This window comes from Sphingobacterium hotanense (assembly GCF_008274825.1).
In the GTDB taxonomy this organism is placed as follows: domain Bacteria; phylum Bacteroidota; class Bacteroidia; order Sphingobacteriales; family Sphingobacteriaceae; genus Sphingobacterium; species Sphingobacterium hotanense.
Window position 1 is genome coordinate 2,331,902 of sequence record NZ_CP030848.1, and the last position, 21,442, is coordinate 2,353,343.

Here is a 21,442-nt window from a genome sequence, read left to right on the forward strand (position 1 = left end):
AAACTTACGTATTATAAAGCAGACAAAACAATAACACGTTTTAACAAATTATGAAATCTGAGCAGTACACACAAAACTTACTGCCCAGATGTTTTTAATTACTAATTCCCACGAATTGCCTTAATAATTCCTTCTAGGTTTTCATTGAATTCTAACAGCTGCGCAAACATCATATCATCTTTTGCTAAGCCGTTATGCTTGTTATTTTTTCTGAAGATTGTTTTTATTTCTTCCCAGCGGGCTTTCTCTTGATCAGACATTAGTCCTGCAAGTTCCTTTAGCTTCAACATGTTGCTTTCCGTATCAGCTGTCAAGGTCTGAGACTCATTTTCATAATGCAACATAATTAATTGCTGAATTTCTTGATCATTCATCATCGGCACCACCTGAGCTACGAGCTTGTTCATATTTCGATAAGAACCTTGAAGTTTAAATGCAGGTTCTGTGCGGTAATTATCTTGTATAGCAGCGCTTTGTATATAATTTTCATTCACCTTCACGACGATATTTCTAATCTTCAAGATATGCTTCAATACAGCGATACAGTCGTCAATTTTTTGTTTTTGATAGTTGCCTTCTAGTGTTGGTAACTGATCTGTTCCTGTTGTTACATAATCAATTAGCGCATAGAAATCATTAAATGATTTACTTGCTATCTTCTCAAGATGTACATTTTCAATTGCTGCATTTTCAATCAGACTCAGATTGAAAAGATGTTCGGTATCTCCTATCACATCCCCAAGATTATAGACATCAGCTCTATTGGTGAGCATGTCTGGAATTTTAAATTTAGAACCGCTTTCAGTATATGGATTTCCCGCCATAATTACGCAGAAACGCTTTCCTCTAAGGTCATATGTCTTGCTTTCGCCATCAAAAATACCGTCGATTTTTCGCTGACCGTCAGCCAAAGAAATGAATTTCTGTAAAAATTCGGCGTTTAAATGCTGTATATCATCTAGATAAAGCATAACATTATCAGACATCTCAAATGCTAAGTTGATCTTCTTCAATTCTTCGCGTTCTCCAGATGTCTTAGCTTCTGATGGATCGATCGATGTAATCGAATGCCCAATCGTCGGTCCATTGATTTTGACGAAGTGAAATCCAATGGTTTTGGCTAGGTATTCCATCAAGGTCGTCTTTCCATATCCTGGAGGAGAAATCAATAACAACATCCCCATCCGAGCCGTCCTTTTATTGTCTCCAGCCTCCCCTATCTGTTTTGCTAAATTACTGCCAATCAATGGAAAATAAACCTCATTTATCAACTTATTTCGCACAAAAGAAGTCAATACTTTTGGTTCTAATTCATTGACTTTTAACTCTTTTACATAGTTTTTATTAAGTTCTTCTTTCAGTTTAGTAAAGGACTGCAAGCGAGGAATCTTATTCTCCACGAAATCCTTTAATTTAGCAATAAAAGAATGGTATTGAACATCAATACGCCCTTCAGTTATACTAGGGTGATTTCCCTTTAAATCATCGACAATCAGTCGATCATTGGCAAAGATCAACTCATAATCATCTTTAGGAAAGAGTAAAGCTGCAGCGGTTTCTTCAATATATCTTCCATAATCTTCTGCTTTCTCTTCTTGCTCTACATATCCATATAACCAATTCGTAATCAACAAATAGCGATCTTCGTTCTTAAAACGTTCTTGATTGATATCCTGTTCATAATCCTTCAAGACTTTTTTCTTTTCGAGTAATCTTAAGAATTCTTGACGAAAATGATCAGCAGTCTCACTTAGTGTAAATCGCTTATACTTCGAAAAGGTTTGGAAAATATAGTTGGAAATATTTGATGGACTCACGCCCTCAAGATGCAATGATGATGGCCATTGATGAAATGATTTGCTGATTTGCTTAATAACTTCCTCGCTCCTTTTGGAATTGGGAAATGTCCGCATAACAGCGGCTGTCGCTTGAACTAAAGCCGCTAACTTATCCCGCGTATCCACTTCCAATTCATGCCAAAACAGCTGAGCGATAGCTCTCGTTTGGGAATCAAATCGCAACAAGTCAAGCTTATTGTCAATCTCTGCAAGGCAGAGGTATATCGCTAATGCATCAACATTATGAACTCCTTTAATATAATTTTCGGTGTAATTCTGCTCTACCGTCTGATTAATAAATTGCTCCGCATTGAAATTCGATTGTCCACGAGAGGCCAGTAAAGTTTGATAAGCTAAGTATTCCGCTCGATAAACCTCATTATTTTCTGAAACCAGTTCTTGTTCCCAAATGTCCTGATATGCTAATATCTCTGAACTTTTAACCTTCTGAAAGAAACTAGTACCTGTCAGATGATAGTATAATTCATTATTTCGTCGAATAAGTGTAAGACTCAGCGGTTGCTTATTGACTGTAAACTTATGCTTACCGAGAGCGATAATATTATCGCCATCAACATAAAGCTCCGTTTTATCTCTCAGAATTCTTAGCGCATCTTCTTGCGATTTTTTTAAAAGGTTCTCCAGATTCTCAGCTTTAGAAACATCTGAAAGATCTTTTAATTCAGCAACGAGCTGCCGAATCTTGTCTATCATTAAATCAGAAGCATAAAAGCTCTGAATATCCTCTCGCGAGTTAAATGTCTTAGACTTATTTTCGATATTCTTTAACACCCGAAGTCCAATCTGCTCTAATGAGGAACTTCGTTTATTGACTTGTTCGACCAGCTGTTCTCGGCGGGAATTGAATGCCTTTATTACTTCATCACGCTTATCAGCGATCTTCAGGACAAATTCATCGAACTCTGAGAATTTACTCTCCAGCTCTTCCAGTTGAACGATTATTTTGGTGTAATACTCATCAACTTTAAGTTCCGTCGTCGATAATTCCAAGTAATTTGCAACCGACTGTTCTAGAAGAGTCAATTGCGCAGAGAATTCCGCGACTGCCTCTGTGCTTTTCAATGAGGCTATTTTCCGCGTTAATTGAGCTCTGATCTCATTCAACGAAGCAAATATCAAAGATATCTTCTCAACGATTTTCGTTGTCTGCGTCGCATCACTTATTTTTAGGCTGTTTAAAATATCAATCAATAGCTCAAGCGCTGATGAAATTTCTACGATATTCTCTTCTATTGGTTTTGCATCAAAGACTTTCTCAATCCCTTCTACGTTACGCTTTTGATCAATGACCTTCTCCTCATATACAGTAAAAGCATCATCTTGAAGCAAGTAATTAACTGTTTTCTCAGATAGACTCTTATTGATTTCTTCAATTTTAAGGAGCAGCTTATCAACTTCTTCAACATCAATGTATCGAACATTCTTAATATCAATGAGCTCACCCTGCAATCTGCGGGTGTCAGATAACTGATGAACAAGCTGATCCAGATGTTCTACAACCGTGCTATTAATGCTAAACTCAAGTTCGCTAAGATGCTTTTTACTTAGCTCTAACAATTCAACAGCATGCTTTCGCTGTGCTTGGACCTTCACAAATTCATCAATCGCTGTGTTGGCGATCTGTTCGATCTGGCCAAGAGGAGCTCCTAATGCTTTTAGAGAAGTATCGTTAATCCAAAAGTAGCTATCCTGTAAGGCTCTGGATTTTTGGAGAATATCCTCATAAAGCCCTTCATAACTATCCTCCTTCCCTATCAGCTGTATAATTTCCTGTGCTTCAGCCATGGCTTGCACAATCTGTTTATTCCCAACCTTAAAAAGCGGATCATCTTTTCGTTCCTCGTTTTCTTTCAGTACCGCCATATAAGGCGTATCCCAAATCTGAACTTGGTGATGTCGCGTCGCCTCTGCTTCCGTTCTAAAGTAAATCAGATTGCCATTCTTGAAGATCGTAAAGCCATTGCAGATAATCGGTGTTTCAACCGTCTGCTGAATGATGTTGTATGACATCAAGATGTAGGTATTCGAAGATGTCTGTGTATAGACGTAAAGATAATCTTCGCCGTTTGGCGACTGCAATTTCTTTAAGAATGTGACATTGGAAAGCGTATTATCGAATATCTTCGAAGTACCATTCTGTAGATAATAGCCGTTTGAGAAAATGACACCCTGGTTGTCTGGAAGAAGCACTGCCGACTCATTCAAAGACTTCAGATTAACAACTTCCTTCGTTCGCTGATTGAAGATATAGGCTCTAAAATCCTCCTGATAAGGCTTTATGCGTATGGCGATTAAGTTTCCTAAATCCGCAAAGTAGTATTCAGCATCGTCCAGCTGTTGATCCGTATTGGAAACTTTCTCTGAATAAATTCCCTGTCCAGAATCTGTGTTGTTCTCAATTTTAAAAGTGATGTCGCCATGAAGCGCCTCAATAAAGACTTTATCTAAGATAGAGATGTGGGGGAATTTTCCTAAGCGTCTATCCTCAAGCCCTGTTTTTGTCCATTCAAACTCAAATTGGGCAGGAGTTTTTACCTCATGAATGCTTCTATCGTTTTCATAATAAAGCTTTCCATCTTTGATCAACCACTTAAAAGCTTTTAGATCCTCCGGATTCTTACTTGTCTGAAAAATCATATACAAGTAATTCTCCGTTCGACGGAATTTCGAAAAGATAGAATCGCGGTAATACTTATAAAGGTTCTGGTAATCGGTAATGAAGTTAGGATCTTTAATCAGGTCCAACGATTGTGGGACAAATTGTCCTTCTTCATATAGGAAAACACTAAATACATCTTCTAACTTAATTTCCGTACGGAGTCCGATATGCACGTTATATCCAAAGATACAGACATTATCCAACGCAATAATTCCGCGAGCGACACAGCTATTCTCCGTTGTAATACGCTGATTCGCTTTCAGCACGAAGTTTGTAGAATTAAACACCTCCTTGCGGGCGGTATTTAATTCTTGCAAACGCTTCGTTAAGTCATCTTTTTGCGCCTGTAATCGCTTCTGAATGATATCGTATGCTGCAGCGTCTAAAGACTCTTTATTTTCTGTCATCCTTATTCGTTTTCCTTCTTAAACAAATACTATCCTAATTTCTTGTTAGACAATCCTAAGTTTTTTGCCATGCCGATCAGTGAATTGATAAAACCTGTATCCTCCTCATCATCGGATGCCGTCGCAGCCTGTTGTAATTTAATCAATGCTGCAGAGACCGTTAGGTTTTTAATATCGTTCGAAGAAATACCGTATTTGTCAGCTAGGCTTCTCACTTTTGCCGCTAAATCGCCATTCCCCTCTCCTCCCAATAGTGCATCCTTGATCGCTGTTGCATGAGTAGAGTTATTGATCAAGTGATCAAACCCTTTACTGTTAGACACCTGGCGTACAATATTCTCAAAGAACATTGTTTCACCACCAACAATGTCAATCTTCGCCGATTTCAATGCTTCAGACAATACAGCAGATTGCGCTGTAGCAATATCCTTCTGTATATTGATATGAGCTAAATCTATATCGCGCTCTTTCTGCAATTGCAGTTTGAACTCTTCGTGCTCTTTTCCAACGCCATCCAATTGTTTCATGGCCGCCGCTTTCTCTTCGATACCCTTAGCCTCCGCTAAAGCTTTCTCACGAACAACTTCCGCTTCTGCAAGACCTTCCTTGCGCATTGCTTCTGCTTTTTTCTCGATCACTGCCGCTTCCTTGCTACCTTGAATCTCCTGTGCTTCAGCCTTCGCAACCATTACTTCAGCTTCAGACAAGCCGATTGCCGCTTCTTCTTTCGCTTGGGCCTCGGCAATAATCTTACGAGCCTCCGCTTCTTTCGCCGAAGCCTCTTTCTTAGCTTCCGCTTCAATCAAGAGCTCTTGCGCTTTCTTTTCAGCAATCTTGCGCGCAGCCTCTGCGTCAATAACCTTTTTTTCTGCTTCTTGTTCAGCAGCGATCTTCGCTGCTTCAGCCGCTTTCACAGTTGCAATCAAACGCTCTTCTGCTTCTTGAGATGCAGCAATAACGCCAGCCTGCTTCTTACGCTCAACCTCACGGAACACTTCAATATCGCGAACCGCTTGTTGCTCTTCAATAACACCTTTCTCCAATTGAACGCGCTCTTTGATAACGCCTTGTATGCTTTTTTGCTCCGATTCAATGGAACGTTGCTTATCAATCTGTGCTAAAGCAACAATACGCTCGCGCTCTGTTGCTTCCAATGCTCTATCTTTTTCTACACGTTCTGTCTCCACAGCATCCGTACGAAGTTTGCTCTTCTCTGCAATTATGATCTGACGAAGCTTATTCTCCTCCTGAATTGCCAATGATTCTTCCGTAGAGATACGAACAGTTTCAGCCTTTAAGCGTTCTTCCTCACGTACCTTCACAATCTCAGCCTCTTCGCGCGCTTTAATATTATCTACCTCGCGGCGCTGTCTTTCCTCCTTCTCAGCCAATTGTCGCTCCAGCTCCAGAATCGCTTCTCTCGCTTCAACGTTCTGTTTCTTGATCACTTTCTCCTCTTCGCGGCGAATTAGGTTAGCATTCATATTTTGCTTCGCCGTCAATTCCGTGATCTTCTTGATACCCTCTGAATCCAATATATTCTCTGTGCTCAGGAACTTAAGCTCCGTCTGCTCCAAGTAATCAATCGCACAGTCATCCAAAATATAACCATTCAAATCTGTACCGATGATATTTAAAATCTCATCGCGGAATTCACGACGCGCCTCATACAATTCAGTGAAATCAAATTTCTTTCCTACAGTCTTCAGTGCTTCCGAAAACTTTGCCTCGAAAATACTTTTTAACGTTTCAGGATCAGAAGCTCGGTCACAGCCTAAGTTCTGAGCAACGTTGATGACGTCGTCAACAGATTTATTTACGCGTACGAAGAATGCGACTTTGATGTCTGCACGGATATTATCCTTACAGATCAAGCCATCGCCCTGCATACGATTAATTTCAATTTTCTTAACCGAGATGTCCATAATCTCCATTTTATGGAAAACAGGAATCACATACATCCCTTTGTTGAAAGCTACTTTTGTTCCACCAACGCCCGAACGTACAATTGCTTTGCCTTGCGGAATCTTCTTGTAGAACATGCTTAGCACGACGAAGAACGCAAAGATGATAAATACGATAGCACCTATAGCGATAAGGACTACGCCGGTGATACCCTCCAAAAATAACAGTGTGTTGCTCATATATTAAAGTATTGATTTGGTTAAATATTGTTTAAATTGATATCTTTTTGCACTATATAAAACTTCTTGTTTGGGTCTTGATTCGTCACGATTACATCGTCACCATAACTTAACAAAGAGCCATCCTTACTCTTGACATTCAGTCGGATAACATCTAAGTTGATAACGACTTCTATTGCTCCTAGCTGTTCACCCTGAATCGTTGAACGCATTTTGCCCAAGCGACCTATAAACTCATGCGCCTCTTCCCCAGCATAGCCGACATTCTTATAAAGCTTAACGAATGGGATGGCAACATAATGTAATAGAAAGAAACTCAGAATAAATACCGGTATCAATATCAGTACAGACTTCCACCCGAAAGCCGCTAGGTTCAAAACGAGCGACGAAGCAATCGTTACGATCCAACTAATAAACTTAAATAACGTGACGAGGACCATCATAGGCGCTTTACCTACATATATAAAATCCATAACTTTCGAAAAAAATGAGGGTTCAACATGTTGTTCGGTCTCCAAATCAGCCTGCGTATCCGCATCCATATCTACATCTTGCACATCGGCACCTTCAAATTGTATATCAGCGTCAGTTCCCATCTCGAAACCATCCCCAAGCAGCATAGTAAACAACCAGTAAACAAGGGACATTCCTGTTAACAAAGTCATTATTGCATTGGGTAGCGGATTAAATAATATGTTCCAGATCTCTGTCATAATGAACGTTTAATGTTCTCTTTTAAATGTGTAGTGAAAACTCCAGGAACTTCCGCTGACTGATAAATCTTGCATGGAAACAAGTTCCCAACCTTGCTGTCCCAATTCATTCAGAATCTTATCGATTTCTGTTGCGTCTAAATTGGAACCCCAGAACCCCTTAGGTTCAATTTTAATTGTTTTGTATTCGAATCTTTTCATCGTTTTATAATCCTAATTTCTTTTTAAGGTTTTCTAAATCTTTTTTAACTGAATCGCCCGATTCCAAAGCATAATCAATGTCTTGATTCATCTTCAACTTTGCGAGCTCATTTATCGCCTCAGCATAAGCCTCATCCTCTTGTTCAGACGAGCGAAGCTTCTTCAACATGTCAACGGTACTGTTATTGTCGATATTGGCCATCTGACGGTTAGCAAATTCAGTGGCGCTATTAATTTGCTTCTTAGCAATAAGCGAATCTAGTTCTTTTTTCCATTTTCCAATATTAAATTTCAGTACATCGATTTTCTCTTCAATTTCCTCGACCTTCTTTTTATGCATCAAAGCCTGTTCTTTGAAATCCTCGGATTCATCTAAAAGCTGCTTCTGCAAGCGAAGTGCTTCAATTGCCAAACTTTCCGCCTTTTCTTTACTCAGTTCTTTGTTCTGAGCCATCAATAGTACTTTCTCGGCTTTCTCCTCGTAAACTATAGCTTCCGCTTTTCTATCGTCAATCGAATGTTCTAGGCGAATAACAACAGCTCGCGCTGAAATATACATCTCTTCGGTCGCTAGAAGCTGTCCTTTCATGTCGTTGATAACCTCTTGTGTCAGAGCGATAGGATCTTCCATTTTTTCAACCAAAGAATGTATTTCTGACTGCCCTATTTTTAATAATCTCTTAAATATGTTCATCTTCACTACTGTTTTGAAAACTCAATCAATTGTGCATAATACTCACTCATTAACAGCGATAGCGAATTAATCGCTGCATCGAACTCATTTTGATCTAGGTTGTGTGATTGTAAAGTGTACCTAAAAATCACGCGGCGTCCGTCCTCAGTCAATGCAAAAGCACCATGAATGATATCCCGATTCTTTTTCAGCAAGGATTTAAAGACGTCAAGGTTATCTCGCTTCAAAGAAAATAGATACTGTTCGAAAATGATTATTGGTGCTGTAACTCCAATAATTAAATTCTTGATCCCTTCCGCTTCACTTTCAACGACGAAAAAACCCTCCTCTCTATTCTTTGATGTAACGGTAAACCCTAGGTCTAATAAGTATTTTTCAACTTTGTTAAATGGCATTGGCTAATATTTTTATATATTTGCTAATAATGTTTGCATAAAGATAAATAATGCAAAATTATTTTGCAATAAAAATTTAATATTTTTGATAATGACCCAAATCGGAACGAATATTAAAAAATTACGTAGTGTTAAAGGTTTAAGTCAACAAGCCTTTGGAGAGCTATTTAACCTTACGAGAGGCAATATTTCGTCCTACGAAGAATTTCGCGCAGAACCGAAGGTCTCCGTGATTCTGCAGATTGCAAAATATTTTAGCATACCCGTCGCACACCTATTAGAAAAGAAACTTACCGTAAATGAGATTCTGAATTTTGAAGACCATTTTACCGAAGATTCCGCGCAGCTTGCTATAAAAAACATGGACCCTGTCCATTTTTTAAACCGGGAGACTATACAACAGTCCAGCGATAATAAAATCAGCATTGATGATCTGCCAATGTTTTATTTCCCAATAACCACAAAGAATCAAGTTATTGCGATTGAACACAACGGCCTGATTCATCATCCTGCAGCTTTTCCATTCGAAGAAAACAGCATCTTATTTTTCGAAAAACTACAACTCGATATTCTACATACCTTAGATAAGCACTTTGGCTTCTATATAAAAGGCAGCGACTATTTTTTCGGAACCTATGAGGTTAAAAACAAACAAATAGATTTACTGCTCAACGACTGGAAAAAACAAAGCTTCTCTGTAGAAGATATGGGCTGCTTCTGGAAACTACACGGAAAGTATGAGAAAATTGCGTAAAATTAGACGTTAGATATTAGATATAAGACATTAGAGCGTAGCGGGCTAGCCTGACTACGCTCTTCTTTTTAGTAATTAGACTTACGTCCCAATTTTAAGGAGACGTTTCTTTGTATGACGTTTGTCTTGAACCAGGAAAGAAAGGAAAGTTTGTTTTGAACCAGGAAAGGAAGGATGCAAGGATTGACAGGATCCTGTTCATCCTCAAATCCTTCCTTTCCTGGTTCAAAGACAAAATATCCTTCCACCCTTCCTTTCCTCGTTCAACGACAAGATACTAATCCCCTTAACCCTCCTTCTACTTAAACCCCTTGTAAAGCCCTTTCATAACCCTTTTAAAACCCAATCAAACCCACTTGAAAAGGGTTATGCTATGGGCCTGTAAGGGCAGAGAAAAAGAAGTCAATAGATTATCACTCATCCCAATCCTTAGACCATATTCTAACATCTCACATCTAACATCTAAAATCTAATCTACACATACTTCAACCGCTCCTCCTCCAGATCAATTTGATAAATCTGCTGTCTGATAATATCCTCGTCAAACTCGGCTTCTTTATTTAGGGTAGTCAGATATGCGCGCTGTTCGGCGAAGATATCCAATAGAATCTCCCTACTGGTCTCATCCATCCAAGAACTGTCTTGTACTTTCGATTGATCCTCCCAATGTTTTAATATCCTTTCCATTCCTGCATGACCAAGATATTGTTGCTCATACTTTTCCTTTACAAAAGCATAAACGTGTTGCTTAAGGCCGGTTTTCATTTTTAACCGCGTATTTCTTTCCAATTCACCTTCATTCTCCAGTCCTACAAAAAGCTTAGTCTTTTCAATTAGGTAAGGCAATGTTAAGCCTTGTATGACAAGGGTTAAAAGAATAGCGACAAACGTGATAAAGAGAATCAAATTTCTATAAGGAAAAGCTTCTCCATTGGGAAGGGTCAGCGGGATAGCAAGAGCCGCCGCTAGCGACACCACCCCCCTCATTCCGGTCCACCCCATTAATAAGGGTGTTGTCCAGCGCCGTTTTGAGAATTGTTGCTGGTGAGCAACTTGCGGACGAAAAATAATGGTTGCTAACATACCAGCATAAGCCGATAATATACGAGCAGCGATCAATACGATCGTAACTAAAACAACATACCCAATCGCTGTTGATAATGGCAGACCATTCGAACGCATTCCAGCCACAATTTCAGGAAGTTCAAGCCCGATAAGTAAGAACACCATGCCGTTCAATAGGAATACGAAGCTCTCCCAGACACTGTATCCCTTGATTCGACTGCTACTGGATAAATAGCTAAGTCGTTTCGAAGAAAGAAATAACCCTCCGGCGACAACAGCTAGAACACCTGAGCAATGCACTTGCTCGGCAATCCAATACATAAAATATGGTTCGATCAACGTCAGTGCGATATCAGATGGAGCATCAGTTGATAAACGCTTATGTATCCACATGAAAATCAATGCTATTAACAAACCAATACCTACGCCACCAAATAGCATCCAAAGGAAATCAACAGCAGCTTCCTGCCAGATGAATTGACCCGTGCCGACAGCTACCAACGCGAATCGAAAAATAATCAAGGATGAAGCATCATTAAGCAAACTCTCGCCCTCAAGAATGGCTTGTGTGGATTTGGGAATCTTAACAAACTTGGTAATTGCTCCCGTGCTTACCGCGTCAGGCGGTGACACGATTCCACCGAGAACAAAACCTAAGGCAATGCTAAAGCCCGGGATTATATGGTTTGTAACGATGGCAACTAGAAGCGCAGTAAAGAAAACGACCAAAAACGCAAAACTTCCGATAATGCGCCACCATTTCTTCATTTCTTTGAAAGACACGCCCCAGGCCGCTTCAAATAACAAGGGAGGCAGAAAAATAAAAAATATCAAGTCCGGATCGATTTTGATAATGGGGAGGCCCGGAATAAAACTTATTGTTAAACCTGCAACGACCAATAAAATCGGATAGGCGATCTTCAGCTTATTAGCCCATATCGTCAAGAATACGGTTAATAGGATAAGGACCAAAACAAAAGGTAGCAGCTTATGCATCATGTAGTTAGTGTGATAGTTTTTTTCAAAAATAGGGACACTAAATACGTTATTATCTGTTATATTTTTAGCTAACGTGGCTAGTCGAATAGCAAACTTATTTCGTTTGTGGTTAGATGCTGACATCCACATTTAGATAGGGAAAAATATTTGTGTGATGTAGAATCCATTTTGAGGAAGAAATATCCACTTTTTAGCGAGTTTTACTACATCATTACCACACGACATATTAAGTGTAAATCACACACTATGAAGAACATTTTGAGAGGTATTTTTTATCTGTAAATCAAATAATATCAAGATATTATGAATTATCTATAGTTAATTTGAGCAATAGTGTTATCACTGATGTAGAAATGTGTTAATGAATAATTTGTAATCAAACATATACATCACAACCTTTGTTATAGAAATACTATTACTTGTTTACCTTTTTATAAATCTATAAAACCAAATCATATGAAGCATCTATTTATGTTCTTATGTATTGTATTTGGGGTACAAATGTCGTATGCCCAAACCACAATTTCCGGAACAGTAAAAGACGGACAAAGCTCAACAGTTATTCCGGGGGTTACTGTTGCGCTCAAAGAAAAACCTGTATCGACGCAAACCGATGAAGCAGGTAAATTTACTTTAGAAGCCTCCCCTACTGATTCAATCACATTCACCTTTATCGGATATGTCACGAGGACAATGCCTGTTGGTGACCAAACCTTCTTCAATATTTCTCTGCAAAGCGCTGATGAGACACTGGAAGAAGTCGTTGTCGTAGGATACGGAACGCAGAGGAAGGTGGATTTGACTGGATCTATAGCTCAGGTAAAAGGCGAAGCCATTGCCAATATGCCGAATGCAAACCCAATTAGCTCCTTACAAGGTAAAGTTGCGGGTTTGACCATATCCAACTCAGGCACTCCAGGCGGTTCGCCTACAGTGCGTATTCGTGGTGTCAACAGTACCAATAACTCGAATCCATTATATGTGGTCGACGGAGTTCTGCATGATAATATAGACTTTATCTCGCCGCAGGATATTGAGTCACTAGACGTATTGAGAGATCCTTCTTCGATTGCCATATATGGTTTACGAGGTGCTAACGGTGTTATTGCAGTAACGCTTAAAAAAGCAGCTCAAGGAAGAACGGCAATCAACTTTTCAGGTTCCGTAGGATTCGATCAAGTAAATGATCGTATTGAAGTGGTTGATGCTGAGGGATTTAAAAGATTGTATGATATGCAGTTGGTTAACTTGGGGAAAGCACCATTTGATTATACAAAATATACGGCAAACACGGATTGGCAGGACTTAATCTTAAGAACAGCCATGACGACAAACAATAACTTAAGCATTTCAAATTCCACCGAAAAGTCATCTACCCACTTCAGCTTAGGATATAACAAACAGGAAGGTGTTGTTAGAAACGGTGATTACGAACGTTTTACAGCACGCTTAAATCAAGAGTTGAAAGTATCGGAACGCGTTAAAATAGGTGGAGACATTTCCGGCTCATACTGGAATATGAACCCAACGAATGTAACACTTACAAATGCGCTCTGGTCGGCTCCAATTGTTGGAGTTCAATACGACGAGAATACGTTCTATGGTATGCCTTCGTTCCAACGTGCGCAAGTAGGAAACGTAATGTCAACATTGAATCGTTTGGATGGTACTTCTATGCCTAGGGGATATCGTTTTGTAGGGAGTTTATTTGCCGAAGTAAAAATCATGGAAGGCTTGAAATGGAAATCTACGGTTTATACCGACCTTGGTTTCAATAACAGCCGTGGTTATTCACCGCTTGCTGCAAGATTCATCTATTTGGGTGAGAATGGCGGCGAAGATACTTTCTTTCAAGATGACCGCGTGTTTACATCAGTCAACCAAAAAAGTGAAGAGTTCAGAAGATTCCAGCAAGACCATACCCTTACATGGGACAAGTCTTTTAATGAAGATCATCGTTTAACAGCTGTTGGTGGTTTTACGACAGTGTTCAATGATAATACGGCCTTGGAAGGTTCTAGACGCGATACTTCAACCAATGTCCCTCCGACCTCGGATTTCTGGTATTTGGATATCATCAATCAGGATTCAAATCCTAAAGGCAGCTATTCCGGCAGAGGTTCACAAAACACCGTAATGGGTGCTTTTGCTCGCGCTAGCTACGCTTACAAAAACCGATACTTACTGAATGCAACGGTTAGACGTGATGGGTCATCGAAATTTGCTCCAAAAAATCGTTGGGGTACATTCGGATCAGTAGGTTTAGGATGGGTACTTTCAGAAGAAGCATTCTTTGAAAACATCGAAAAAATCAATTTCATGAAATTGCGTTTTGCATGGGGTAAACTTGGAAATCAAAATGGTGTTCCGGATAACGTCTACTTGCCAGGACTAGTCAATGCGAATACTGCAATCTTTGGAGACAATATCTATACTTCTGTGAAGGCAGATTACATTCCTGACCCGAATTTACATTGGGAAATTGTACAAGGGATGGATTTAGGACTTGACATAAAAGCTTTCAACAATAAATTTAACGCGGAGATTAACCTATATGACCGTACGACCAAAGATATCCTAACCATACTGACGCTTCCAGCTACGGATGATCGTTACTTCACCAACTTAGGTGAGATTACGAACCGTGGTATCGAGGTATCGATGGGATGGAACAATCAAATGGACGACTTTCGCTATGGTGTCAATGCAAACTATTCCTACAACAAAAACTTTGTCAACTCGATCGGTGATAACGTTAATTTCAGAATATTAGGAAATGACGGAGCGAATGTGACCGAAACGGGTCAATCCATTGGATACTTCTATGGTTACAAGCAGATAGGAATCTACCAAACCATCGATGACATTGAGAATATGGCTGTACAACCGGGATCTGCTCCTGGCGATATTGCCTTTGCCGACATAGATGGGGATGGTGCAATTACCGAAAAAGACAGAACTTATCTAGGTACGCCTTTCCCACCTCATAATTTCGGAATTAACTTCACCGTAGGATACAAAGGATTTGATTTACAATTGGAAGGTAATGGCGTTGCAGGAAACAAGATCTACGCGCAAAGAAGAACAAGAAACTTTGCCGACTTGAATTATGAGGTTAATCGTCTTAATGCTTGGACAGGCCCTGGAAGCAGCAATGTAGAGCCAATTTTAGATAATAGCCGTGGTAACAACTACAAGTTTAGCTCCTACTTTTTGGAGCCTGGAGATTTCTTCCGTATCCGAACAGTACAGTTAGGCTATAGCTTCAACGATGATCTTTTAGCAAGAACGTTCATCAGAAAGGCTAGATTATTCGTCAATGTACAGAACTTAAAAACCTGGAGCAAAGTCACTGGATATACACCGGAAGCAGCAATCGGAAGCTTGATTGCCGGGGGTACGGATAATGGAACTTACCCAATCCCGACAACTTACTCCTTCGGTGTTAACCTATCGTTTTAACTTTTTAAGAAAATTAAAGATGTCAAAATATATAAAAATTGCACTGAGTATAGGATGTTCAATCGTTCTTTTCAGTAGTTGTGAGAAGTTTTTAGACACTCCGCCTCAAGGAAAATATACAGAAGATACTTATCCATATCCAGAGGGCGGTACGCCCTACGACCGATTTATCTTTGCAGCATATAATGATCTTCGTAGCTACAATGTCCATGTTGATGGATTTGTAAATGCAACAAGTATTCGTAGCGACGACGCTGACAAAGGCAGTACAGCTTCCGATGGTGGTGCAGACGTGATCTCGATGGATAACTTCCCGGTATTAGCGACCAGCGGACGTGCAAACGCTCTATGGTTAGGTTATTTTGGATTAGTGAATCAAACCAACCGTGCGATGTATCAAATCGATAGTATATCAAAGGAAGGCCAAGATGAACAATTGAAAATTCAGGCTACTGCTGAAGCGAGGTTCCTACGTGGATACTCTTACTTTATGCTCGTACGTTTATTTGGTCGAGTTCCGAAATTTGAGACTTGGTCGTCGGACCCTGCAACACAAAACAATATACCGCAGAGCAGTGCTGCGGAAATCTATACATTCGTTGAAGAAGACCTTAAATTTGCGGCACAAAACCTTCCGGATACCTGGGATAGTAAATTTATAGGTCGTGCGACGAAGGGAGCTGCGAACGGATTATTAGCCAAGGTTTATATTACTCAGAAGAAATGGCAGCAAGCTTATGATGCAGCTAATACAGTAAAGAGTTCAGGTTTATATGACCTATCTCAAAACTATGCTGATATCTTTTCGGAAAAAGGTGAAAATGGAAGAGAATCGATTTTCGAAATCCAGGGTACAGCATCCCCCGATGAGACCACTAAGAACGGTATCCAATATGCCAATCTACAGGGCGTTCGTGGTGCTGGTAACTGGAATCTAGGCTGGGGATGGAATACACCTAGTGCTGCACTTGAAGCGGCCTACGAGGCAGGAGATCCGCGAAAAGCGCGGACTATTCTTTACTCCAGCGTTGCTGGTAAAACAAACGTCTCAATGTATAATGAGCCTATGCCGGTTTATCCAGCGGATGTACCTAACCCTATGTACAACCACAAGGTCTTAAGTGATCCTGCCATGAGAAATAGCATCAGTCGCGGCTCCTGGTGGATGAATATTCGCATTCTCCGCTATGCAGACGTAGTTTTGATGCTGGCGGAATCTGCCAATGAGCTTGGAAAGACTGATGAAGCACGCACTTTACTTAATTCAGTACGAGAACGTGCGCGTCGCGGTGCAGCAGCAGGCGTCTTGCCTGATGTCACTGACACCGACCAAGCGGCCTTACGCAATAAAATTCGTCATGAGCGAAGAATCGAATTGGCAATGGAACATGATCGTTTCTTTGATTTAGTGCGCTGGGGCACAGCACAAACAGCTTTACATGCTGCCGGAAAAACTAACTTCCAAAACTCGCGCGATGTGTTATTGCCAATTCCTCAGACACAGATCGACTTAACAAAAGGAGTATTAACACAAAATCCTGGATACTAGTCCGATTCTAACCAATCAATTTGAACGACATGAATAAGTTATTCTATAAAATATCACAAAGCTTACTGATCATCATGATGATGACAGTAGCTTTTTCCTGTAAAAAAGACGGGAATCCCAATAAATTACCGGATGCAGATATATCCCCTTCCCTAGTTGCACCAACCGATGGCTACATCCGTATCCTTGCTATTGGAAATAGCTTTTCGGAAGATGCGATTGAATCTCATCTCTATGAACTAGCGAAAGAAAGCGGCAAAACTGTCATCATCGGAAATCTTTATATCGGTGGTGCCTCATTAGAACTGCACAAACGCAACATCGAAAACAACGGAGCAGCCTACGAATATAGAAAGATAGGTGCTGATGGGGCGAGGAAAGTGTTTCCAAAAGTTTCAATACAAACGGCTTTAATGGACGAGCATTGGGATTACATTTCCTTCCAACAAGTTAGTCAAAATTCTGGGCAGCTACAGACAATAAAAGATGCGCTTCCGACTGTATTTAATATGGTCAAAGAAAAGGCATTAAATCCAAATGTACAGTACATTTATCATCAGACTTGGGCTTATCAGCAGAACTCCACGCATGAAGGCTTTGCAAACTACGACAAAGATCAGATGAAGATGTATGAAGCGATTGTGGATGTATCTAAACAGGTTAAAGACGTCGCTCCTATTAACATCATCATACCTGCAGGAACAGCAATCCAAAATGCGCGCACTTCACTTGTAGGCGACAACTTTACTCGCGACGGATATCATCTAACAATTCCATTTGGTCGCTATATAGCTGCATGCACTTGGTTTGAAACCTTGTTTAAGAAGTCAGCAGTGGGCATGGCCTATAAGCCAGATGGACTTTCTGCCTTCGAAAGCTCTATCGCGCAGAATGCTGCGCATTTAGCCGTATTAAAACCCTATGAAGTAACTCAGATGACCGATTTCCAAGGTGGTGTCGGTGGACCATTGACAAGCGCGGTGCTTATCGACTTCGGTAATAATGCCGCTTCAGAACGTTGGAACCAGTTAAGCTCATTCTTGGCCGGAACTTCTGCGAGTCTGAAAGATAGCTTGGGCTCTTATACCGGTATTAAAGCAACCATTACAGAGCGTTTTAACAGCGTTAATGCTGATGGACCGACTACGACTACGACTCCACTAAACATGCCTGCAAACGTTTCTAAATATTCTTATTTCGGAAACTCGAAGGCTGACTTTGGTGGCATGCGTATTGTTCAGTCCAAAGTTGAACTTACAGGACTCGATAAAGATTTAAAATACAATCTATCGTTCTTCGGAGCTCGTGGAAATGTAAGCGATAATCGGGAAACCAAATACATCTGTAAAGGCTTGAATGAAGTTTCTGTGGCACTAAATACCTCAAGCAACTCCAGCAACATTGCTGTAGCAAAAGACGTACAACCAGATGCTAATGGAAAAATAACCATTACTATCACTGCGGGCGAGAACAATAATAATGGTACAGGATTCTTCTACATTTCAGCGCTTCGATTGATGTCAAGCAATTAAGATTGATAGAACAATATTGTAGTGTGAAAGTCAATTGCATGAGGCTGTCTACAAAGGCAGCCTTTGTGCATTGATGAGTAAAATATCAATCCGCTCGATACAGTTTTGCTGTATCTACTAGACCCGTCAAATCAATTCCATAGTCTTGACGACGCCCCTCTTGCCCTTTAGGGACCACCTCAAAATGCACATAGGAGATTTTTAACATCCTTTGACCATTAAGTTCGGGATGGGCACGAATAACAGTGTCTACCCAGAATTCACTAGGGATAAACCCTACAGCTCGACTACTTATATCAGTCCCATCTACCTCCAGAACAACTGGGTTCATATCAAACTGTTTAAAATTATGGTTTCGAATGTATCCAATTCCGTTGCTATCTACATTTAAGAGGTTTTTAGATAAGTTAGATCGTATCAAAGTTATCCGACCTGTAAATCCTTTAGGGACTGTAATCGTTAGTTTGGGTGTATAAACCTTATATGATAGAATAATTGACGCTAATGATAAAATAACAGCGAACGTGAGTGTGAATTTTAAATTATCGAATATTTCCTAAAACAGTTTTGCAATAGCAGCAGAACCAATAAAAAGTGTAACCAGTATTACTACAGCACCAATTTGCGAAGGAAAAGAGAATGATGGGATACGGGACAATAATAACCCTAGCAAGAGTAACAATCCAATTGTAAATATCCAAAGAGTGATTATTAATATGTTACATTTCATATATGAGAAATCAATTGATAGTTGAACTTTTAACCCACATCATTTTAACCCTTACTATATGTCTAAACAGCGGGTTTATATAAATTCATGAAAAAATACGATTATTTCGATTGAAAACTGTAATAAAAAAATAAAGCTTGAGACAATCGGGCGACCGCTCAAGCTTTAAATAAAACCTCTTATCGAGGTAATCAACCTAAACCTAAGACAAAGGTAGATAAATTATTTTGAAAATCGCAAATATATTTGTGTAATTAAAGGCTGTACTTTAATGCAAAAACATTAACCAGTTGGAAATCAGGTTATTAATTTTAAAAGATAAAGGTTTTCAAACGGGGAGAATGAAAACCTTTAATAACCAATTATAAACCTAAATTATGATGACACAAAGATAGTGTACAATTTACACTTTTGCAAAGATTTTTTAAAATATTTTAAGAATCCCCCTCCTAGCCTAATAGAAAGCAATACCGTATATTTGTATATAAACAAAAAGGAGTTATATGTTCACAGGAATCATTGAAACAATTGGAACTGTTCAAAAAATAGAGTCAGAATTATCAAACCTGCATTTCTATATAGAATCTGCCATTAGTGACGAGCTAAAGGTGGATCAAAGCGTATCGCATAATGGCGTTTGTTTAACGGTTGTACAATTGGAGCCTGGAGTTCATAAAGTTACTGCAATAAAAGAGACCTTAGAAAAAAGCAACCTAGGTTTACTCAAGGAAGGTGATGCGGTCAATCTAGAACGCTGTACCCAAATCGGTGGCCGACTAGATGGTCATATCGTTCAAGGCCATGTAGATCAAACCGCAATCTGTGTCGCAGCTGACCCGCAAGATGGCAGTGTGCTGTTTACTTTTGAATATGAACCGGGACCAAAGAATATAACTGTGGAAAAAGGATCCATTACAGTTAATGGAATAAGTTTAACAGTAGTAAACTCGGAAAGAAATAGTTTCTCTGTAGCGATTATTCCATTTACATTGGAACATACTAATATGAAAGACCTTCAAGTTGGCCAAACAGTAAATCTGGAATTTGATATTATCGGGAAATATGTAACCCGTATCATGGAATTGAGAGGATAATATCGAAACTGAATTCTAGGGGTCTGAAATTATAGATTGGAAAAGCTGAAGCTAGAAATCTAAAATGGCATATTGGAATTCAAAAAATACATTTTCATATAAAACTTTCATGTTTCCTTTGAAACACCAACAGGAATGAAAGTTCTTGATGGCCATTGAAAACAGACACTTTCATATAAAAATTGTGTTGGGAGCCGTTTCGTAAAACGGCTCTACGCATTGGCGTACTATTTTTTGTCCCCTACAACGAAAATCCCATCACCTCTTTTTTCTTTCTAGACTTAAATCGTTCCGGAACGATATTGAGAATCTCGTTCTTCAGCGTATTGATCGCATGTTTCTTCACGTAATTCTGAGGAGTCACTAAGCTTATTTCTCTGACTGGTTCTGGTGACTTGAAATAACGAATATGTTGCATTTGCTCATCATTATAACTGACGATGCTCATCTCAGGCAGAATTGTTATCCCTCCATTTAGATCAACCATGCGTTTAAGCGTTTCCACGCTTCCCGTATTATAATCGAAAGTACCTTCAAGCGAATGGTTATGCTTATAATTACAGATACTGAGCACCTGTCCACGCATGCAGTGTCCTTCATTCAATAACCATAGCTTATCCTCAGACAGCTCATCAGGTCCTACCGCTTTCTTGCCAAACAATCCACTACGTTCGGAGACGTAGGCGACAAAAGTTTCATAAAACAGCGGCGTTTCTTGAATAGAGGGCTCATGTAAAGGAGTCGACAGAATCCCACAGTCCAATGTTCCGAGTTTCAATTCTTGAATTATCTGTTCGGTGGTATATTCCCAAATATGAAGTTTTAGCTTGGTATATTTCTTTAGGAAGTTGGAAATCACATTGGGCAGTAAATAGGGTGCAACAGTAGGAATCACACCAATTCGAAGATCTCCGGTGAGTTCTCCGCGCTCAGCCTGCAATAGTTCAGCGATCTTTTTACTTTCGGTCAGCACGGTACGCGCCTGTTCAATAATTTTCTCGCCGATCTCAGTCGGTACAACCGGCTGCCTGCTTCGATCAAAAATCTTAACCCCTAGCGACTCCTCCAACTTTTGAATCTGCATACTCAGCGTAGGCTGCGTCACAAAACATTTCTCAGCAGCGGCTACAAAACTGCGGTAGGTATCCACCGCTATAATATATTCTAATTGAACTAGGGTCATGC

Annotated in this window: 14 protein-coding genes; 5 read left to right on the forward strand and 9 right to left on the reverse strand. The window is 39.8% G+C overall.

Features of this window, described 5'->3' with window-relative positions; genetic code table 11:
- Window positions 1–101: 101 nt before the first annotated feature.
- From DSM08_RS09705 to DSM08_RS09730, 6 genes are read right to left on the reverse strand one after another with little or no spacing between them, the layout of a single operon-like run.
- Window positions 102–4,925 (reverse strand): DNA repair ATPase, encoded by a 4,824-nt coding sequence (locus tag DSM08_RS09705; protein WP_149525968.1) that lies wholly within the window; start codon window positions 4,923–4,925, stop codon window positions 102–104.
- Window positions 4,926–4,954: 29 nt separating this feature from the next.
- Complete coding sequence (locus DSM08_RS09710; RefSeq protein WP_149525969.1) at window positions 4,955–7,069, reverse strand: flotillin family protein; 2,115 nt, start codon at window positions 7,067–7,069, stop codon at window positions 4,955–4,957.
- Between the two features lie 20 nt (window positions 7,070–7,089).
- Entirely contained in the window at window positions 7,090–7,782 is a 693-nt protein-coding gene (locus DSM08_RS09715) for an OB-fold-containig protein (RefSeq protein WP_149525970.1), read from the reverse strand.
- Between the two features lie 9 nt (window positions 7,783–7,791).
- Window positions 7,792–7,983: a DUF4177 domain-containing protein gene (locus tag DSM08_RS09720; protein ID WP_149525971.1), complete on the reverse strand. Its 192-nt coding sequence runs from the start codon at window positions 7,981–7,983 to the stop codon at window positions 7,792–7,794.
- 4 nt (window positions 7,984–7,987) lie between these two features.
- Complete coding sequence (locus DSM08_RS09725; protein ID WP_149525972.1) at window positions 7,988–8,677, reverse strand: PspA/IM30 family protein; 690 nt, start codon at window positions 8,675–8,677, stop codon at window positions 7,988–7,990.
- A gap of 5 nt (window positions 8,678–8,682) precedes the next feature.
- A complete protein-coding gene (locus tag DSM08_RS09730; RefSeq protein ID WP_149525973.1) occupies window positions 8,683–9,072 on the reverse strand; it encodes a YbjN domain-containing protein in 390 nt (129 codons plus the stop codon).
- Between the two features lie 91 nt (window positions 9,073–9,163).
- Between DSM08_RS09730 and DSM08_RS09735 the strand changes: the two genes are divergently transcribed.
- The gene (locus tag DSM08_RS09735; RefSeq protein WP_149525974.1) at window positions 9,164–9,826 is read left to right on the forward strand and encodes a helix-turn-helix domain-containing protein; all 663 of its coding nucleotides are present in this window, start codon (window positions 9,164–9,166) and stop codon (window positions 9,824–9,826) included.
- A 474-nt stretch (window positions 9,827–10,300) separates the two neighbouring features.
- On the opposite strand, the gene DSM08_RS09740 is transcribed toward DSM08_RS09735, so the two are convergent.
- Window positions 10,301–11,890 carry a Na+/H+ antiporter gene (locus tag DSM08_RS09740; RefSeq protein ID WP_317131773.1) on the reverse strand — a complete coding sequence of 530 codons (1,590 nt, stop codon included), beginning with the start codon at window positions 11,888–11,890 and terminating at the stop codon, window positions 10,301–10,303.
- Window positions 11,891–12,346: 456 nt separating this feature from the next.
- On the opposite strand from DSM08_RS09740, the gene DSM08_RS09745 reads away from it, so the two are divergent.
- From DSM08_RS09745 to DSM08_RS09755, 3 genes are read left to right on the forward strand one after another with little or no spacing between them, the layout of a single operon-like run.
- Complete coding sequence (locus tag DSM08_RS09745) at window positions 12,347–15,352, forward strand: SusC/RagA family TonB-linked outer membrane protein (RefSeq protein ID WP_149525975.1); 3,006 nt, start codon at window positions 12,347–12,349, stop codon at window positions 15,350–15,352.
- 19 nt (window positions 15,353–15,371) lie between these two features.
- Complete coding sequence (locus DSM08_RS09750) at window positions 15,372–16,901, forward strand: RagB/SusD family nutrient uptake outer membrane protein (RefSeq protein WP_149525976.1); 1,530 nt, start codon at window positions 15,372–15,374, stop codon at window positions 16,899–16,901.
- Between the two features lie 29 nt (window positions 16,902–16,930).
- Entirely contained in the window at window positions 16,931–18,433 is a 1,503-nt protein-coding gene (locus DSM08_RS09755; protein WP_149525977.1) for a DUF4886 domain-containing protein, read from the forward strand.
- Between the two features lie 85 nt (window positions 18,434–18,518).
- On the opposite strand, the gene DSM08_RS09760 is transcribed toward DSM08_RS09755, so the two are convergent.
- Window positions 18,519–18,854: a hypothetical protein gene (locus tag DSM08_RS09760; protein WP_149525978.1), complete on the reverse strand. Its 336-nt coding sequence runs from the start codon at window positions 18,852–18,854 to the stop codon at window positions 18,519–18,521.
- 812 nt (window positions 18,855–19,666) lie between these two features.
- Here DSM08_RS09760 and DSM08_RS09765 point away from each other — a divergent pair.
- The gene (locus tag DSM08_RS09765) at window positions 19,667–20,257 is read left to right on the forward strand and encodes a riboflavin synthase (RefSeq protein WP_149525979.1); all 591 of its coding nucleotides are present in this window, start codon (window positions 19,667–19,669) and stop codon (window positions 20,255–20,257) included.
- A gap of 241 nt (window positions 20,258–20,498) precedes the next feature.
- Here DSM08_RS09765 and DSM08_RS09770 read toward each other — a convergent pair whose 3' ends face one another.
- Window positions 20,499–21,440, reverse strand: coding sequence for a hydrogen peroxide-inducible genes activator (locus tag DSM08_RS09770; RefSeq protein ID WP_149525980.1), 942 nt, complete (start codon window positions 21,438–21,440; stop codon window positions 20,499–20,501).
- Window positions 21,441–21,442: the final 2 nt, after the last annotated feature.

Excerpts from the sequence above, each read along its gene's own strand:
- DSM08_RS09705 (WP_149525968.1), bottom strand. The coding sequence starts at position 4,925 with ATGACAGAAAATAAAGAGTCTTTAGACGCTGCAGCATACGATATCATT.
- DSM08_RS09710 (WP_149525969.1), bottom strand. The coding sequence starts at position 7,069 with ATGAGCAACACACTGTTATTTTTGGAGGGTATCACCGGCGTAGTCCTT.
- DSM08_RS09715 (WP_149525970.1), bottom strand. The coding sequence starts at position 7,782 with ATGACAGAGATCTGGAACATATTATTTAATCCGCTACCCAATGCAATA.
- DSM08_RS09720 (WP_149525971.1), bottom strand. The coding sequence starts at position 7,983 with ATGAAAAGATTCGAATACAAAACAATTAAAATTGAACCTAAGGGGTTC.
- DSM08_RS09725 (WP_149525972.1), bottom strand. The coding sequence starts at position 8,677 with ATGAACATATTTAAGAGATTATTAAAAATAGGGCAGTCAGAAATACAT.
- DSM08_RS09730 (WP_149525973.1), bottom strand. The coding sequence starts at position 9,072 with ATGCCATTTAACAAAGTTGAAAAATACTTATTAGACCTAGGGTTTACC.
- DSM08_RS09735 (WP_149525974.1), top strand. The coding sequence starts at position 9,164 with ATGACCCAAATCGGAACGAATATTAAAAAATTACGTAGTGTTAAAGGT.
- DSM08_RS09740 (WP_317131773.1), bottom strand. The coding sequence starts at position 11,890 with ATGATGCATAAGCTGCTACCTTTTGTTTTGGTCCTTATCCTATTAACC.
- DSM08_RS09745 (WP_149525975.1), top strand. The coding sequence starts at position 12,347 with ATGAAGCATCTATTTATGTTCTTATGTATTGTATTTGGGGTACAAATG.
- DSM08_RS09750 (WP_149525976.1), top strand. The coding sequence starts at position 15,372 with ATGTCAAAATATATAAAAATTGCACTGAGTATAGGATGTTCAATCGTT.
- DSM08_RS09755 (WP_149525977.1), top strand. The coding sequence starts at position 16,931 with ATGAATAAGTTATTCTATAAAATATCACAAAGCTTACTGATCATCATG.
- DSM08_RS09765 (WP_149525979.1), top strand. The coding sequence starts at position 19,667 with ATGTTCACAGGAATCATTGAAACAATTGGAACTGTTCAAAAAATAGAG.
- DSM08_RS09770 (WP_149525980.1), bottom strand. The coding sequence starts at position 21,440 with ATGACCCTAGTTCAATTAGAATATATTATAGCGGTGGATACCTACCGC.